The organism is uncultured Clostridium sp., from assembly GCF_910588715.1.
Taxonomy (GTDB): Bacteria; Bacillota; Clostridia; order Clostridiales; family Clostridiaceae; genus Clostridium.
The window spans coordinates 811125-828660 of sequence record NZ_CAJURG010000001.1 but is presented as its reverse complement, the minus strand read 5'-3'; the positions used below and the strand labels follow the sequence as shown (position 1 = coordinate 828660).

Genomic DNA, 17536 nt, shown 5'->3' with positions numbered 1-17536 from the left:
AAACAAGTGGGACATGGTATAAGATAAAATATGGAAGTGGATATGGTTATGTAAGTAAGGATTATGTGACAGTATCGACAAGTAGTAGTGGTTCTAGTAATAGTGGAAGCTCTAATAACGGAGGAGGTTCAAATTCTGGGACAAATGCTGGAGGATCAAATTCAAGTAGTACTGTAAAAAGTGGGACAGTAAAGGTAAATGGCGCACTAAATGTAAGAAGTGGAGCAGGAACAAGCTATTCAGTAATAGGCTCATTAAATAATGGAGCAAAGATAGAAATAGTAGAAACAAGTGGGACATGGTATAAGATAAAATATGGAAGTGGATATGGTTATGTAAGCAAAGATTATGTTTTAGTTAATACTAGAAGTATTGAAGAAAATAGCATTTTAAGAGAAGGAACTGCTGTAACTTTATCTTTAAAGGTTAGAGATGAATCTAATTATGAATCAGCTATTATAGGAACAATAGCTATGGGAGAGAAAGTTTCTATAATAGAGGATAAGGGTGAATGGAGTAAAATTCAATATAACGGCACAAATGGATATATATTAAATGAATATGTAGATTTTAATATAGCAAGTTAATATCAGATAATGAGTTATATTGGTTTGATTTATGGAAATGATAAATATATAAGAATCAAACTAATATAACTCTTTAAATTTTTATGAATTATAATTAATTTATTATTATGTAAATAATCAAACATAAAAGAAGTACAAAAGAGGAGAAAAAATATGGAATTATTTGTAACCGATTTAGATGGAACATTAATTAATAGTAAAAGAGAAGTTCCTAAAAAATCTTTAGAAATTTTAAATAAGTTAATAGATGAAGGAGTTAATTTTACAGTAGCTACAGCTAGAACTCCAGCCACAGCAGTAGAAATATTACAAGATTTAAATTTAAAGTTACCAGTTGCGTTAATGAATGGAGTTTTAATATATGATACAAAAGAGTTAAAATATATAGATATTAAAGGAATAGAAAAAGAATCAGCGCATAAGGTTTTAGATATTTTTAAATCATATAATAAAAATCCATTAGTATATGGTGTTAAAGATAATCATTTATGGGTATATCATAAGGATTTTGAAAATGTTTATGAATATAACTTTTATAAAGAAAGAGTTGATAAAAGATTAAAAACTTTTGTGCAAATTGAAAATTATAAAGAATCAATTATAGAAGCAAATATAATTAATTTTGTTGCTTTTGATAACTATGAAAAGATAAAAAAAATAGCAAAAGAAATTGAAAGTATTGAAGGAATAACTGTTAATTATTATAAGGATGTATATGAAGATTGTTATTTTTTAGAAGCTTATAGCAGTGAAGCATCTAAAGCTAATGGAATAAAGTATTTATCAAAGTATATAGACTATAGCAAGGTTATTTGCTTTGGAGATAATTTAAATGATATACCTATGTTTGAATTAGCAAATGAATCATATGCTACTCAAAATGCAGCAGAAGAGATTAAAAAAATAGCTACTGATGTAATAGGTAGTTGTGAAGAAGATGGAGTTGCTGAATTTTTATTAAATAGATTTAAGGGTAAATAATAGAGTAAAACAGGAAGTATTAAATTATTAATAAATTAGTTTAATATTTTCTGTTTTATTATTTTGTTTTATAGAAAAATATGTAATACACTTAAAAATAATAAAAGAAAACGGTTTAAAATATGCTTAGATAGAAAAATATTAAAAAGATTAATAAAATGTAAATTAAGTGTAAATAAGTTATAGCAATGCTTTTAACAGTATAAAAAAATAAAAATTTAAATATAAATATAAATTTATTATCTAATTAATAATTAAATATTGGTTATGGTTAATGGATTTTTATAGTATACTTGAAAAAAAAAGTAAAATGATATATTATATTTACAAGTGATAATTAAAAGGGGGCCTAATATATGGATAATAAAAGAGACCAATGGGGGACAAAGTTTGGTTTTATATTAGCAGCTGTAGGATCAGCAGTTGGATTAGGTAATATATGGAGATTTCCATACTTAGTTTATGAAAATGGAGGAGGAGCATTTTTAGTTCCGTACTTTTTTGCTATATTTACAGCAGGTATACCACTATTAATTTTAGAGTATGGAATGGGGCATAAATTTAGAGGCTCTACACCGTTAGCTATGGCAAGAGCAAATAAAAAATGGGAATGGCTTGGATGGTGGCCAAGTATTACTGCATTTTTTATATTAGGATATTATTCTATGATTTTAAGTTGGGCAATGAAGTATTTTACACTAAGTTTTTCAAAAGGTTGGGGCAATGATCCAAATTCATATTTTTATAATGGATTTTTAAAACTTACAGAATCACCTTTTCAATTTGGAACAGTTATTTGGTCAATATTAATTGGAATAACTTTAGTTTGGGGAATTAGTTGGTTTATATGCTATAAGGGTGTAAAAGGTGGAATAGAAAAATTAAATAAAGTTTTATTACCCACATTAGTTTTAATAATGATAATAATTGTTTTAAAGGGAATAACACTAGAGGGTGCTACTTTAGGATTAAATAAATTATTTACTCCAGATTGGAGCAAGGTTATGGAGCCTAAAGTTTGGATAGCTGCATATGGACAAGTTTTTTATTCATTAAGCTTGGCTATGGGAATAATGATGACTTATTCAAGCTATTTACCTAAAAAAACAGATATAAATAATAGTGCATTTATGACTGCATTTGCAAATTGTGGATTTGAGTTTTTATGTGCAATTGGAGTTTTTGCAATTTTAGGTTTTATGGCAACAAGTCAAGGTGTTGGGATTGAAGAAGTTGTTTCAAGTGGTATTGGACTAGCGTTTATAGTTTTTCCTAAGGTATTTTCAGTTATGGGGGTATGGGGAACTATACTTGGCTGTTTATTCTTTACTTGTTTAGTTTTTGCGGGATTAACATCTTGTGTATCATTAGTTGAAGCTGTATCATCAGCTGTAATTGATAAAACAGGTTGGTCACGTAAAAAGGTTGTTTCAGTTATAGCTTTATTAGGAGTTATTATGAGCTCAACATTTGCATCAGGAGCAGGATTATATGTGTTAGATATAATGGATAATTTCATTAATTGTTATGGAATTGTAGTTGTAGGATTATTAGAAGCTATATTTATAGGATGGATAATTAAACCAGAAAAAGTTAGAAATCATACAAATGAAACTTCATACTTTAGAATCGGAAAATGGTGGGATTTTACAGTTAAATTTATAATACCAGTAATGCTAACAATAATGTTAGTTAGTAACTTTTTAACAGAAGTTAGAACTCCGTATGGTGGATATAGTTTACCAGCGTTATTTGCTTATGGATGGTCTATTATTGGATTAGGTATAATTGGGTCTATAGTAGTTTCAAGAAGACCATGGAAAAATAAAGCCATAGAGAAATTCGAAAAGAAAAGTAAAGAGGGGGTAGTTTAATATGACTGCAACAGCATTAATTTACTTTGCAATTGGTGCAATAGTGTTATGGGGTGGTTTAATAACTACATTAGTAATCTCTATAAAGAAAGAAAAAGAAATAAATTAGTTAAATTCAAATTTAAAATATAAAACATTTAGCAAGAAAAGGGAGTTGTATAATATTGAAGTTTTTTAATTTAATATTAATACAACTCCTTTTTTATATGAAATTTTTATTTATGAGATTTATGAAGAAGTAATTTTATACGCTACTTTTCTTTTATGCTAAAACTAAGTTTGCACTTAAAGACAAAGTTTGTCATATTCTGTAATATGAATTTAATGAGAAGGTGAAATTATGTGTGGAATAGCTGGAATGGTAGACTTTAATAAAATTTTAAGAGGAAAGAGAGATATACTTTGCAAAATGGTAAGAACTCTAAAAAGAAGAGGACCAGATAGCGAAGGATTATATGACTCAAACAACGTATTACTTGGACATAGGAGATTAGTAGTTGTTGATCCTGAGGGTGGTAAACAACCAATGATTAAAATTGTTGGTGGGAAAAAATACGTTATAGTTTATAATGGAGAACTTTATAATACAGAAGATTTAAGAAAAGAATTACTAGCTGAAAACTTTACTTTTGATTCTTATTCTGATACAGAAGTGTTATTGACATCATATATTGCTTGGGGAATAGATGCTATTAAAAAATTAAATGGAATATTTGCTTTTGCTATATATGATGAAGAGAAGAAACAAGTATTTTTAGCTAGAGATGCTATGGGAGTTAAACCATTATTTTATTCTAAAAAGGGAAGCACTTTAATTTTTGGGTCAGAAATTAAAACAATACTTGCACATCCAGAAGTAAAAGCAGAAATTGATAGAGATGGATTAACAGAGCTTTTTGCATTAGGACCAGCTGTATCACCGGGAAGTGCTGTATATAAAGGAATAAATGAAATTGCTCCAGCACATTGCATGTTGGTAACAAAAGATAATATGAAGATATGGGAGTATTGGAAGGTTGAAGCTAAGGAGTTAAATGAAACAATTGACGAATCAGTAAGTCATGTTAGAGAATTGTTAATTGATGCAATAAGAAGGCAATTAGTAGGTGATGTGCCAGTATGCACATTTTTATCTGGAGGACTAGATTCATCAGCAATATCAGCAATAGCAGCAGCTGATTTTAAAGAAAGAGGAAAGAGGTTAACCACCTATTCTATAGATTATGAAGGTAATGATAAGTATTTTAAATCATCATTATTTCAACCTACTTCTGATCAATACTTTGCAGAAAGAATGGCAAAATTTATAGATAGTGACCATAGAACCGTTTTGTTAAAACAAAAAGATTTAGCAAATTCATTAAGAGAAGCCACTTTAAGTAGAGATTTGCCTGGTATGGCAGATGTTGATTCTTCATTATTATTATTTTGCAAAGAAATCAGAAAAGATTTTGTTGTTGGATTATCAGGAGAATGTGCAGATGAGTTATTTGCTGGATATCCATGGTTTACTAATGAAGAAATGATAAATGCTAATACTTTTCCATGGTCAAGATCTGTAGGAGAAAGAAAGACAATTTTAAATGATAATTTAAAAAATTTAAATATTGAAGAACTTACTAATGAAGAATATTTGAAAACCTTAAAACAAGTGCCTCATTTAGATAATGAAGATAAAAAAACTTATAGAATGAGGGAATTATTTTATTTAAATTTAAAATGGTTTATGGTTAATTTATTAAATAGAAAAGATAGATCAAGTATGTATAATAGTTTAGAAGTTAGAGTTCCTTTTGCAGATTATAGAATAGTAGATTATGCTTTTAATTTACCAGTAGATGTAAAACTTTTAGATGGAAGAGAAAAAGGGTTATTAAGAAAAGCATTAGTTGGTATACTTCCTGAGGATATAATATATAGGAAAAAGAGTCCATATCCAAAAACTCATAATCCTATATACACTAATATTGTTTGCAATATGATGAATAAAATATTAGACGATAAAACTTCTCCTATATTACAAATAATAAATAAAGATAAGGTTCAAGAAATAGTGAATACAAGAGGTGAATCTTATAAAACACCTTGGTTTGGCCAACTTATGACTGGACCACAAATGATTGCATATTTAGTTCAAGTTGATACTTGGTTAAGAGAGTATAATATTAATATATTAATTTAATATGGAAAGTTATAGAGGATTAAGGGATAATAAACTTTAATCTTCTTTATTTTATTTAAGATAAATAAAATAAAAAATATTACACAAAATAAATGATATATTGACAAAAAAAAACAGATAAATTATAATGATACGCAGATAATTAAAGGGTTCATATAATTATTAAATATAGTTTTTTATATGATTTTTAGGGATATAATAAATTATAACGCGTATCCAAAAATAAACTTTTTAGGAGGAGTTTACTTATGAAGAAAAAAATAGTTGCATTAATGCTTTCAGCTTTAATGGTAACAGGATTAGTTGGGTGTGGAAGTGATAATAACTCAGCAGAAGGAAATGGATTAAAAGTTGGTATGGTTACTGATACAGGTACAATTGATGACAAATCATTTAATCAAGGTACATGGGAAGGAATAGAAAAGGCTAAAAAAGAATTTGGGCTTCAAACAACATTCATGCAACCTAATGGTGAATCAGAAGCAAGTTACTTAACAGAAATACAAAATCTATATGATTCAGGATATAAATTTATAGTAACTCCAGGTTACAAATTTGAAACAGCAATATATAAAGCACAAGATAAATATGCAGATTCAAAGTTTGTTTTAATTGATGGTGAACCAAATGATGGTAATGGTAATACTAAGGTAGCTGAAAATACAGTTGCAGTATATTTTGCAGAAGAGCAAAGTGGATTTATAGCTGGTGTAGCAGCAGCAGTTCAATTAAAAAATGGTGATTTTGGATTTATTGGTGGAATGGAAGTGCCATCAGTTAAAAAGTTTAATTATGGATTCCAACAAGGTGTATCTTATGCTAATGAACACTATGGAACAAGTGTTAGCTTAAAAAATGAAAATATAATTTATTCAGGTTCATTCTCTGATACAGCTTTAGGACAACAATTAGCAGCTCAAATGTATAATAATGGAGTTAAAGCAATATTTACTGCAGCAGCTGGTGTTAATATAGGAGTTATTACAGAAGCTAAATCAAGAGTTGTTAATGGTGAAGAAGTATGGGTTATAGGTGTTGACTCTGACCAATATGATGATGGTATTTATGAAGGAAACAAATCAGTTGTATTAACTTCAGCTATTAAAAAGATTGAAGAAGCAACTTATCAAATAATAAAAGATGAAATAGATGGTAAATTCCCAGGTGGAGAAGTTTTAAGATTTGACGCTAAAAATGATGCTGTAGGTATTCCAACTGAAAATCCAAACTTAAATGAAGAAGCAACATCAAAGGCTAATGAAGTTACAAATGCTATTAAGTCTGGAGAAATAGAAGTAAAAATCGAATTATAAAATTAAAGATGTTAAAGGCTATGTTAAGAAAATAACATAGTCTTTTTTGAATTTTTGGGTAAAATAGTATTGACAATGAAAAAAATATTAAATATAATTTACACGAACGATAAGTAACTTATATAAGCTCTGAATATGGCAGAGCGTTTCTACCGGAAACCTTGAATTTCCTGCTATAAGTGAAATTAGTGCATAAGAATTTAGCCGAACAATAATTTAGCTAATATGTATTATTTTCATTGTAGGAATTAATACATATTTTTTTGTTTCCGTGAGATAGATTTTTTTAATAAAATTATTTGGGAGGAATGAACAAATGAAAAAAAAGATTATTACGTTAGCACTTTCATTATTAATGACTACAGGATTAGTTGCATGTGGAAATGGAGATAATGGTTCGTCTAATTCTGGAAAGGGTACATTAAAGGTTGGTATGGTTACTGATTCAGGAACAATTGATGACAAATCATTTAACCAAGGTACTTGGGAAGGTATAATAGAAGCAGAAAAAAATCTTGGAATTGATAAAAATTATTTAAAACCTTCTGGAGAAACAGAAGCAGATTATTTAACAGAAATACAAAATCTTTATGATTCAGGATATAAATTTATAGTAGGGCCTGGGTTTAAACTTGAATCAGCTTATTATAAGGCTCAAGAAGAATACCCAGATGCAAAATTTGTTTTAATTGATGGAGTTCCAAATGACGGAAAGGGAAACTCTAAAGTAGCTAATAATACAGTTGCAATACAATTTGCAGAACAAGAAGGTGGATTTGCAGCTGGGGTTGCAGCAGCACTTGAATTACAAAATGGTGATTTTGGATTTATAGGTGGTATGGAATCATCAGCAGTTAAGAAGTTTAATTATGGATTCCAACAAGGTGTAGCTTATGCTAATGAAAACCTTGGAACAAATATTAGCTTAAAGCCAGAAAATATTGTTTACTCAGGTTCATTTACAGATTTAGCTTTAGGACAACAAATTGCAGCTCAAATGTATGATAGAGGTGTTAAAGTGATATTTGCAGCAGCTGGTGGAACTGGTATGGGAGCTATTACAGAAGCTAAAACAAGAGCTGTCAACGGTGAAGAAGCATGGGTTATAGGGGTTGACTGTGACCAATATGATGATGGTATTTATGAAGGCAATAAGTCAGTAATATTAACTTCAGCAGTTAAAAAAGTAAATGAAGCAGCTTATAAAATGATACAAGACGAATTAAATGGTACATTCCCAGGTGGGCAATCATTAGTTTTTGATGCTAAAAATGATGCAGTAGGTATTCCACAAGAAAATCCTAACTTAAGTGAAAATACAGTAAATAAAGTTAATGAAGTATTAGAATCTATTAAAAATGGTGAAATAGTAGTTAAAAGTGAATTATAAAATTAAAATAAAAGAGGTTATGTGTAATTCCACATAACTTCTTTTTAATATATTAAAAATAATAATTTATATTAATTTAAAAATATTATATAAAATATACTAAAATTTTAAAGGATAAATTAAAAGTATAAATAGTTAATTATAAATACAAAACTACAACTATAAATAAAAACATTAAATAAAAACATTAAATTGTTTATATAATTATAACTAAATTAATTAATTATAAATAAAAATACATTTATGCAATTAATGTGATATACTAATTGTGAAAAATAAAGAAAAAAATGTTGAAAATACGAACTTTTTAAATTATACTTAAAATGAAGTTCGGGCGTAATTATAAGATTATTATGTTAAGAATAGCAATTTGTAATTTGCATAAATTAAAGATGTGTATTTATAAAATAATTATTTTTAGAGGAGGATATCCATGGAATATGTAGTTGAGATGCTAAATATCCGTAAAGAGTTTCCAGGTATAGTAGCAAATGATAATATTACACTTCAACTAAAAGAAAGAGAAATTCATGCTCTTTTGGGTGAAAATGGTGCAGGGAAATCAACATTAATGGGAATGTTATTTGGAATGTACAAGCCGGATAGAGGTTCCATAAAGGTGAGAGGAAAAGAAGTAAAAATATCTAATCCTAATATTGCAAATGATTTAGGAATTGGAATGGTTCACCAACACTTTAAATTAGTAGATAACTTTACTGTTACTGAAAATATAATTTTAGGGTGTGAGCCTAGAAAAGGATTAACTGTAGATATTAAAAGTGCTGCAAAAAAAATAGAAGCTTTATCTAAGCAATATGGTTTAAATGTTGATCCATATGCAAAAATTGAAGATATTTCTGTGGGAATGCAACAAAGGGTAGAAATATTAAAAATGCTTTATAGAAACGCTAATGTTTTAATATTTGATGAACCCACAGCGGTATTAACTCCAAGTGAAATTGATGAATTAATTTCAATTATGAAAAATATGACTAAAGAAGGTAAGTCTATTATTTTAATTACTCATAAATTAAGAGAAATTAAAGAAGCAGCTAATAGATGTACAGTTATTAGAAGAGGAAAATATATAGGTACAGTTGATGTAAAAGATACTAGTGAAGCAGATATGGCTAAAATGATGGTTGGAAGAGAAGTATCATTTAAGGTTGAAAAGACCGAATCAAAACCAAAGGATGTAGTTGTAAAAATAGAAAATTTATCTGTTAATAACAATAAGAAAGTACTTGGTTTAAAGAATTTTTCATTAGATATTAGAGCAGGAGAAATAGTTGGAGTTGCTGGAGTTGAAGGTAATGGTCAAACTGAATTAGTGGAAGCATTAACTGGTATGAGAAGTATTGAATCAGGAAACATTATATTTAAAGGAAAAAATATAGTTAAAGAATCAATACGTCAAAGAATAGATGATGGTATGGCACATATTCCAGAAGATAGACATAAAAGAGGATTAATTTTAGATTATACAATGGAAGATAATATGGTTCTTAAATCATATAGAAATAAGCCATTTTCTAAAAATGGATTAATCAATAGAGCAAAGATTTCTGAATATGCTCAAAAGATTATTGAAACATTTGATGTTAGATCTGGTGAAGGTGGAAAATCTATTGCAAGATCATTATCAGGTGGTAACCAACAAAAAGGTGTAATTGGACGTGAAATAGAATCTGATCCAGACTTTTTAATTGCAGTTCAACCAACTAGAGGATTAGATGTTGGATCAATTGAATATATCCATAAAAGATTAGTAGAGCAAAGAGATTTAGGAAAAGCAGTTTTATTAGTATCTCTTGAATTAGATGAGGTTTTAAATGTATCTGATAGAATAGCTGTTGTAAATAATGGTGAATTAGTAGGTATAGTAAATGCTAATGAAACAAATGAAAATGAAGTTGGTTTAATGATGGCCGGCATAAAGAAGGAGGAAGCTTAGTGCATAAGAATCAATTATTAAAATCTATTATGGCAGTAGTGTTAGGGTTACTTGCTGGGTTTTTATTAATGCTAGCAATGGGATTTAATCCAATTGATGGTTATACTTACTTATTCAAAGGCGGATTAATGAACCCACAAAGAATAGGTAACTCAATTGCAACTGCAACGCCATTAATTCTTACTGGATTATCTTTTGCCTTTGCAAATAAAACTGGATTATTTAATATAGGTACTCCAGGTCAAATGTTAGCAGGTGGATTTACTGTAACAGCTATAGGATTATTAGTAGATTTACCGTATCCTATATTAGTTCCATTAATGATTGTAAGTGGTATTTTAGCTGGTGCTATTTGGGCAGCAGTACCAGGACTTTTAAAGGCGTTATTTAATGTTAATGAAGTTGTTTCAGCAATCATGATGAACTGGACTGCATATTGGATTGTTTATTACATGGTTCCAAAATACTTAAAAGGAACTACAGAAACAGAATCAGCTAGACTTGCAGATTCTGCAACTTTAAAAGCTGATTGGTTATCAAACATATTTGGTGGTTCGTACATAAATTATGGAATATTTTTAGCTATATTTTCTGTAATAATTATTTGGTTTATTTTAAATAAAACTGTTTTAGGATATGAATTAAAGGCTGTTGGATACAATAGATTTGGTGCTGAATATGCTGGTATGCCTGTAAATAGAAACATAGTAATTTCCATGATGATAGCAGGTGGATTAGCAGGATTAGCAGGTGTTGCGCAATATATGGGTAACTCAGCAGTTCTTCAAATTGGTGTAATGCCAGCTCAAGGTTTTGATGGAATAGCAGTTGCTTTATTAGGAAATAATAGTCCATTTGGAGTATTATTATCAGCATTATTCTTTGGCGTATTATATGTTGGTAAGGGATTTATGAATGCCAATGTTAAAGTACCACCAGAATTAGCAGATACAATAATAGCTACAATTATTTACTTCGCTGCAACAAGCGTAGTTATGGATAAACTAATTAAAAACGTAAAGAAAAAAAGAGAAGATAAGAAATTAAAAACAACTAGTGAAAGGGCGGTGGAAAAATAATGTGGGATATAATAGTACAAATTTTTCCTTATGCAATAGCGTATACTATACCTATGCTAATTACTGCTTTAGGAGCACTTTATTGTGAAAGAAGTGGTATTGTAAATATAGGTTTAGATGGATTTATGATAGTAGGTTCTTTTGCTGGAGCTTTAACAATATCTAAACTTCAAGCAGCAGGTGTTAATGGAGCATTATGGATAGGACTTTTAGTTGCTGCAATAGTTGGAGCTTTATTCTCACTTTTACATGCATTTGCAAGTATTAATTTAAATGCAGACCAAGTTATAAGTGGTACAGCAATTAATATGATGGCTGGAGCTTTAACAGTATTTTTAGCAAGAAATATAACAGGTAGTGGTAATATAAGAATAACTTTAGGATTCTTACCAAAAAGTATTCCTGTATTAAAGGATATTCCAGTAATAGGACCATTATTCTTTACAAAGACATATGCTACAACATGGCTAGTATTAGCTATATTAATAATAAGTGCATTTTTATTATATAAAACTTCATTTGGATTAAGATTAAGATCTTGTGGAGAAAACCCACAAGCATCTCAAGCAGCGGGTATTAACGTAATGAGAACTAGATATGTTGGTGTTATGATATCAGGAGCATTAGCTGCTTTAGGTGGATGTATAATATTAGTAACATATTCAGGTGAATTTAATGGAAGTGTTGCAGGATTAGGGTTCCTTGCATTAGCAGCATTAATTTTTGGACAATGGAGACCTTTAGGAATATTAGCATCAACTTTCTTCTTTGGATTTGCATCAACATTAGCAAATGTTGCACAAGTAATTCCAGAATTAGCAAGTATACCATTAGTAATATTAAAGGTATTCCCTTATGTAGTTACATTAATTGCATTAATAATATTCTCTAAATCTTCACAAGCACCAAAGGCTGCTGGTGAAATATTTGATGCAGGAAAGAGATAAAATTATTATTTTATATAATTAAGGGCTGTAATTATATTGAATTAAAAGTTTTCAATATAATTACAGCTCTATTTATATTTTAATAATTGTTAAAATACATTATTTTGTTAATTCTGATTCTTTCAATACTGCAACAGCTAATAGTTTAGGACCTGAGTGTATTCCTACAGCAGGAGTAATTGTTCCTGAGTAGATAAAGGTAGTATTTTTATGCTTAGAAAGCATGCTTTCTAGTTTTTTAGCTTCTTCTTGCATGGTTCCTGTCATTATAATCACTTTACCTTTTCCTTGATCTAATATATTTGTAGCTAAATCAAGTAATGTATTAAAAGCTTTCTTTGAACCTCTAACTTTTGAATGGTTAGTATACTTACCATCCTCATCCATAGTGATAATAGGTTTTAAATTTAAAAGTTGCCCGACACTTCCAGTAACTTTTCCTATTCTTCCACCTTTAATTAAATATTCTAAAGTACATTGAAGTATCTTCTCTTAATTTAGGAATGGCAGAGCAAATATATTTAAAATCTTTACCTACTTCAATCATCTTACCAATTTCAATAACAGATAAACCTACTGCCATAGATAAAATTTTAGTATCAAAAACAAAACTAGTAATTTTATCTTCATATTCAGAAGCAGCAATTCTAAAACTATTTATTGTTCCAGAAAGGCCAGATGAAATGGGCATAGCTATAACATGGGTATAGCCTTTCTTTAATAAAGTTTCATATATATTACAAATATCTTGTACAGAAGGCATAGAGGTAGTAGGTAGTTCTTCCTTTAATTTACGATAAACCTCGTCTGATGTTATTGTAACTCCATCTATATATTCTGCAGATTTATAAATTATTTTTAATCTAGCAATATGAATGTTGTACTTTTCTATATATTCATTTGGTAAGCCACATGTACTGTCTGTTATTAAAGCTATTTTTTCCATAACAATCTCCCTTTATTATAAAATAATTAAATTTTAAAATATTTGATAATCAATTTATATATTGATATAATACCACCTTTTCTATAAAAACACAATACATAGTTTTTAAAACTATGTAATAAAAGTAAATATAATATAAATACTATTAATAAAATATAAGAAAAAATGTGTATGGAAAATTTAGTAAATGTATTATAATTAATATATTATAATATTTATAATACATATAGACTGGGGAGAGGAATATAAAGGGGGTTTGTTAAATGAAAAAAGTAAAAATAGCATTATTAGGTTTAGGAAATGTAGGTAGAGGTGTATATATAATATTACATCAAAATAGAGAAGAAATTATGAAAAGGTCTGGATATGAAATTGAGATATCTAAGATATTAGTTAGAGATTTAAATAAAGATAGAGGCGTTGAAGTACCTGAAAATATTTTAACAACTGATTTTGAAGAAATAATAAATGATGATTCTATAAAGCTTGTAGTTGAAGTTATGGGAGGTATAGAACCTGCTAGAGAATATATGTTAAGAGCAATGGAAGCAAAAAAGCATATAGTTACAGCAAATAAAATGCTTCTTGCAACTGAAGGAGATAAAATTTTTGAAAAAGCAGAAGAAATGAGAGTTATGTTTCAATATGAAGCTAGTGTTGCAGGTGGGATTCCTATAATTAATGGAATAAATGAAAATTTAACTGCAAATAAGGTTAATGAATTATATGGAATAGTTAATGGAACAACAAATTATATATTAAGCAAAATGGAGCTTGAACAATTAGAGTTTGATTCAGTATTAGAGGAAGCTAAAGAAAAGGGATATGCAGAGGCTGATCCAACTTCAGATATTGAAGGATATGATGCTCAATATAAGCTTGCTATTCTTGCTTCATTAGCTTTTGGAACTAAAGTTGATATTAATGATGTATATAGAGAAGGGATAACTAAAATAAAGCCAATAGATATGAAGTATGCTAGTGATTTTGGTATGTCAATAAAATTATTAGCTATTGCTAAAGATGATGATGGCGAAATAGAATTAAGGGTACATCCTACTATGATTCCAGAAACTCATCCACTTGCCAATGTATATGATTCGTTTAATGCAATATTTATAAACGGAAATGCTGTGGGGGATTTAATGTTTTATGGTAGAGGGGCAGGCGATTTACCAACAGGCAGTGCAGTTGTAAGTGATATAATTGCTATTTTAAGAAAAAATATAGAATCAGAAAATAATAATCCAATTATTAGAAATAATTTATGGGAAAAGAAAATTAAAGATATAAATGAGGTTGAAAGTAGATATTATATAAGGGTAACTGTTGAAGATAAACCAGGTGTATTAGGACAAATTACTACTATCTTTGGTTCAAATAGGGTAAGTTTAAAATCTGTTATTCAAAAGGGTAGAAAACATGATGAAAATAATGAAGTAACTTTAGTTTTAATAACACACAAAACTAAAGAGTTTTTAATAAATGATTCTATAGATAAGCTATACGACTTAAGAACAGTAAAGGATGTAGAAAATATAATAAGAATTGAAGATTTTAATTAAGTTTAAAATATATAGTTTTATTTTAAAACTTAATTAATTTAAAATAGTGAATGAGAAAATTTAAATTTTTTCATTCACTATCTATATAACTTTATTTTACATATTTAGTATAAAGATTAACTAAAAGTTGAATATGAAATTCTTCATCTAAAATTATTCTTTTAAGTACAGCATTTATATATTCGTCATCAATTTTATTTATAGTTTCTTTATATTGTTTAATAGCACACTTTTCATCTTGAATATCTACTGTAAGAATATCTTTAATTGATGATAAATTATAATTTATTAATTTACTAGACCAATAACTTTTCTTTTTATTTTCAATCCAAAACCCAGGTTCTCCACCAAGCAATAGTATTATTTTACCAAGCATTTCTAAGTGATGCATTTCAACTATAGATATTCCGCGCAAAATATCAGATACTTCTTTATTATTATAGCTTAAGGCAATTTGATGATAAGTATATTGTGCTATGGCATCAAATTCTGAAGTAGCACTAGAATAATTAAGTAAAATTAAATTAATATATTTTGAATTTTTTTCTTTTACTTTAACTTCAGGGTAAGGAAGATCAACTGAATACATTTATTTGCTCCTTAAAAACAACAATATTATATAAATATATTTTATGAATAAATCCATTTAAATGTTAAAATAAAGAATGTTAATTTTAAGAAAAGATATTTAATTTTATGATATTAATCTAGAAATTACTTTACATATTTTTTGTGAATTAAACAAATTAGAATCATCTTTAATATTTCTATTTTCATTTATAAATCCTTCATAAAAAAGGGTTTTATTTTCTATTTCTAATAAGTCCATAGGTTTTATAACTTCTGGAAGCTTGTCCGTTTTATAAATTCCACTATTAATTAATAATTCAGATACAAATTGAGAACAAAAATAATAATATTCCCTTTTATAAGGTTTATTGAAGTAAGCAGTAACTGTTCCTAAAACACTATACTTATAATCATCTTGATTTTTAAAAAATTCATTAATTTCATTTTGTAAAAAATTAAATTGGTCTAAAGAAATATTAACTTTATATACTAAACACCTACTGTTAGGATACATAGCAAATACACCACTATATAAATTTTCTTTAACAAGTCCAGCCGGTAAAACCTTGCTTGGAATTTTTCTTCCAAAAGAAAACATTTGAGAGAAGGAACTATCAAGAGATAAAGAAACATGAGAATACTCTTTTTGCGTAAAAAGAGCAATTATATTAGAAAACATAGTACCTGTTCTAGATAAAACTAGATATATCTCCCTATTATTCAAATTAACCCCCACCTTTTATTTTATAATTTATATTTTACACTAAAAATATGTAACTGTTAATAATTTTTTTACAATAATATGGTAAAAATTGTTAAATAGCTTTATTTATTAGAAAGGTTATGTTATTATTTACAATAATACTATTTAAAAAAGAAAGGAATGAAAGTTTAAATGGAGTTTAAATTTATTTTTGATGATAAAGAATATATTTTAAATGAAGATAATCTTGATTATTTTGTAAATGATGAAGAGAATCCAATTAAAGACATAGATGAAAAAAAGATAATAGAAATTTTACATAATGGTGATAATATTGAATTTATAAAATCATTTTTTGATTTTCCTTGTGAAAATTGTAATGAAGGAGTTAGCGAAAAGAAGAAGTTTTTTGATTTCTTAGGATTTAATTTTTACATATATACTAAAAATGGGGAATATGTAATAAGTACTTTAGATAAGGAATATGAAGGACTATCTTTTAAAAGATTATTAAAGAGCAAAAGAGTAGATAATAGTTATATTGTAATGATAAATGTTTGTAAACATTGTGGAAGCTATTCTATAGAAATTGAAGAATTTGAAGTATAGTAAATTTAGTAATAAGTTTAATAGGTTTACTCATTTTTAATAATTTTAGGAAGAGAATTTACTTATCAATAAAAATTATATGTAATAAAAAAAGCTATATAATATTAAATAAAGAAATTTTTAATATTATATAGCTTTTTTAAGATTTAAATGAGAAATTGTATATTTTTAAATTTGTTATTATGGTAAGAAATTTATTTTGTTTATAATTTATTTAATATATTTTTAAGTTATATATATAGTTGTACCAGATGGAACATTGTAATAAATCCATTTTGCATGTTTAGTTGCAAGTCTTACACAACCATCTGTTAATTGCATTCCTAAGCGAGAATCTCTAATTGAACCATCTAAATTATAAGGAATTGAGTGGAATAAATAATTACCTTTTATTTGTGTATAGTAAAAGCATCTAAATCCACGTGCTTCTCCAAAGGAATAACCTTTAGGACCAGCATAAAAAATTCCTTTTATGGTGGGGGAACTAGGGCGTCCTACAGTACAAAGAAAGCTATTTTCTAAAATCCAATAATGAGTAGTACCTTTAAATACATTAGTTTTAAAGTTTTCTGTATCAACCCATACAAAATATTTTGTTTTGCTAGAAAAATCTCCTTTATTTATTTTTTCTAGGGCATCATCATTATAAGATTTTCCAGTTTTTAATGTACTAGAAAGAAGAGTTAAGTTTTGACGTGATGAGTGATATAAATTTCTAAATTTAGATTTAAAATTCATAATATTTTTAACTCCAATAAAGTTTTATAGTATATTTTACGACTATGGAAAATAAATGTTAAATGTAATGATATTTTTATTGATAGTTTAATTAAAAT

15 protein-coding genes, 1 pseudogene and 1 riboswitch are annotated in these 17536 nt (G+C 27.6%); of the genes and pseudogenes, 12 read left to right on the top strand and 4 right to left on the bottom strand.

What is annotated here, in order from left to right:
- The 10 genes from QZ321_RS04110 to QZ321_RS04065 all read left to right on the top strand — a co-directional run.
- Window positions 1-587 (top strand): SH3 domain-containing protein (locus QZ321_RS04110; protein WP_294196262.1); only part of this gene is annotated, 587 nt, incomplete at its 5' end.
- 153 nt (window positions 588-740) lie between these two features.
- On the top strand, window positions 741-1568 hold the full coding sequence (locus tag QZ321_RS04105; protein ID WP_291743331.1) for an HAD family hydrolase: 828 nt from the start codon (window positions 741-743) through the stop codon (window positions 1566-1568).
- Window positions 1569-1924: 356 nt separating this feature from the next.
- Entirely contained in the window at window positions 1925-3442 is a 1518-nt protein-coding gene (locus tag QZ321_RS04100; protein WP_291743335.1) for a sodium-dependent transporter, read from the top strand.
- A 1-nt stretch (window position 3443) separates the two neighbouring features.
- Window positions 3444-3551 (top strand): MetS family NSS transporter small subunit, encoded by a 108-nt coding sequence (locus tag QZ321_RS04095; RefSeq protein ID WP_291743338.1) that lies wholly within the window; start codon window positions 3444-3446, stop codon window positions 3549-3551.
- Between the two features lie 231 nt (window positions 3552-3782).
- Window positions 3783-5624, top strand: a complete 1842-nt coding sequence (gene asnB / locus QZ321_RS04090; protein WP_291746769.1) for an asparagine synthase (glutamine-hydrolyzing) — start codon at window positions 3783-3785, stop codon at window positions 5622-5624.
- A 248-nt stretch (window positions 5625-5872) separates the two neighbouring features.
- Window positions 5873-6937 (top strand): BMP family ABC transporter substrate-binding protein, encoded by a 1065-nt coding sequence (locus QZ321_RS04085; RefSeq protein WP_291746766.1) that lies wholly within the window; start codon window positions 5873-5875, stop codon window positions 6935-6937.
- Between the two features lie 98 nt (window positions 6938-7035).
- A riboswitch (purine riboswitch) is annotated at window positions 7036-7133 on the top strand.
- A 120-nt stretch (window positions 7134-7253) separates the two neighbouring features.
- Complete coding sequence (locus tag QZ321_RS04080; protein WP_291746764.1) at window positions 7254-8327, top strand: BMP family protein; 1074 nt, start codon at window positions 7254-7256, stop codon at window positions 8325-8327.
- A 433-nt stretch (window positions 8328-8760) separates the two neighbouring features.
- Window positions 8761-10281 (top strand): ABC transporter ATP-binding protein, encoded by a 1521-nt coding sequence (locus QZ321_RS04075; RefSeq protein ID WP_291746762.1) that lies wholly within the window; start codon window positions 8761-8763, stop codon window positions 10279-10281.
- Window positions 10281-11360: an ABC transporter permease gene (locus tag QZ321_RS04070; RefSeq protein WP_291746760.1), complete on the top strand. Its 1080-nt coding sequence runs from the start codon at window positions 10281-10283 to the stop codon at window positions 11358-11360. The genes QZ321_RS04075 and QZ321_RS04070 overlap by 1 nt, the downstream gene beginning before the upstream one ends.
- Window positions 11360-12307, top strand: a complete 948-nt coding sequence (locus QZ321_RS04065; protein WP_291746758.1) for an ABC transporter permease — start codon at window positions 11360-11362, stop codon at window positions 12305-12307. Before QZ321_RS04070 ends, QZ321_RS04065 begins: the two co-directional genes overlap by 1 nt.
- Before the next feature lie 99 nt (window positions 12308-12406).
- Here QZ321_RS04065 and QZ321_RS04060 read toward each other — a convergent pair.
- Window positions 12407-13253: pseudogene (locus QZ321_RS04060) on the bottom strand (DegV family protein).
- 263 nt (window positions 13254-13516) lie between these two features.
- Between QZ321_RS04060 and QZ321_RS04055 the strand changes: the two are divergent.
- Window positions 13517-14818: a homoserine dehydrogenase gene (locus tag QZ321_RS04055; RefSeq protein WP_291743275.1), complete on the top strand. Its 1302-nt coding sequence runs from the start codon at window positions 13517-13519 to the stop codon at window positions 14816-14818.
- A 91-nt stretch (window positions 14819-14909) separates the two neighbouring features.
- Here the strand turns inward: QZ321_RS04055 and QZ321_RS04050 are convergent, their stop codons facing one another.
- Window positions 14910-15407, bottom strand: coding sequence for a ferritin-like domain-containing protein (locus QZ321_RS04050; protein ID WP_291743271.1), 498 nt, complete (start codon window positions 15405-15407; stop codon window positions 14910-14912).
- A 105-nt stretch (window positions 15408-15512) separates the two neighbouring features.
- The gene (locus QZ321_RS04045) at window positions 15513-16112 is read right to left on the bottom strand and encodes a hypothetical protein (RefSeq protein WP_291746756.1); all 600 of its coding nucleotides are present in this window, start codon (window positions 16110-16112) and stop codon (window positions 15513-15515) included.
- 171 nt (window positions 16113-16283) lie between these two features.
- On the opposite strand from QZ321_RS04045, the gene QZ321_RS04040 reads away from it, so the two are divergent.
- Complete coding sequence (locus QZ321_RS04040) at window positions 16284-16700, top strand: DUF3785 family protein (protein ID WP_291743266.1); 417 nt, start codon at window positions 16284-16286, stop codon at window positions 16698-16700.
- Between the two features lie 225 nt (window positions 16701-16925).
- On the opposite strand, the gene QZ321_RS04035 is transcribed toward QZ321_RS04040, so the two are convergent.
- Complete coding sequence (locus QZ321_RS04035; protein ID WP_291744343.1) at window positions 16926-17438, bottom strand: L,D-transpeptidase; 513 nt, start codon at window positions 17436-17438, stop codon at window positions 16926-16928.
- Window positions 17439-17536: the final 98 nt, after the last annotated feature.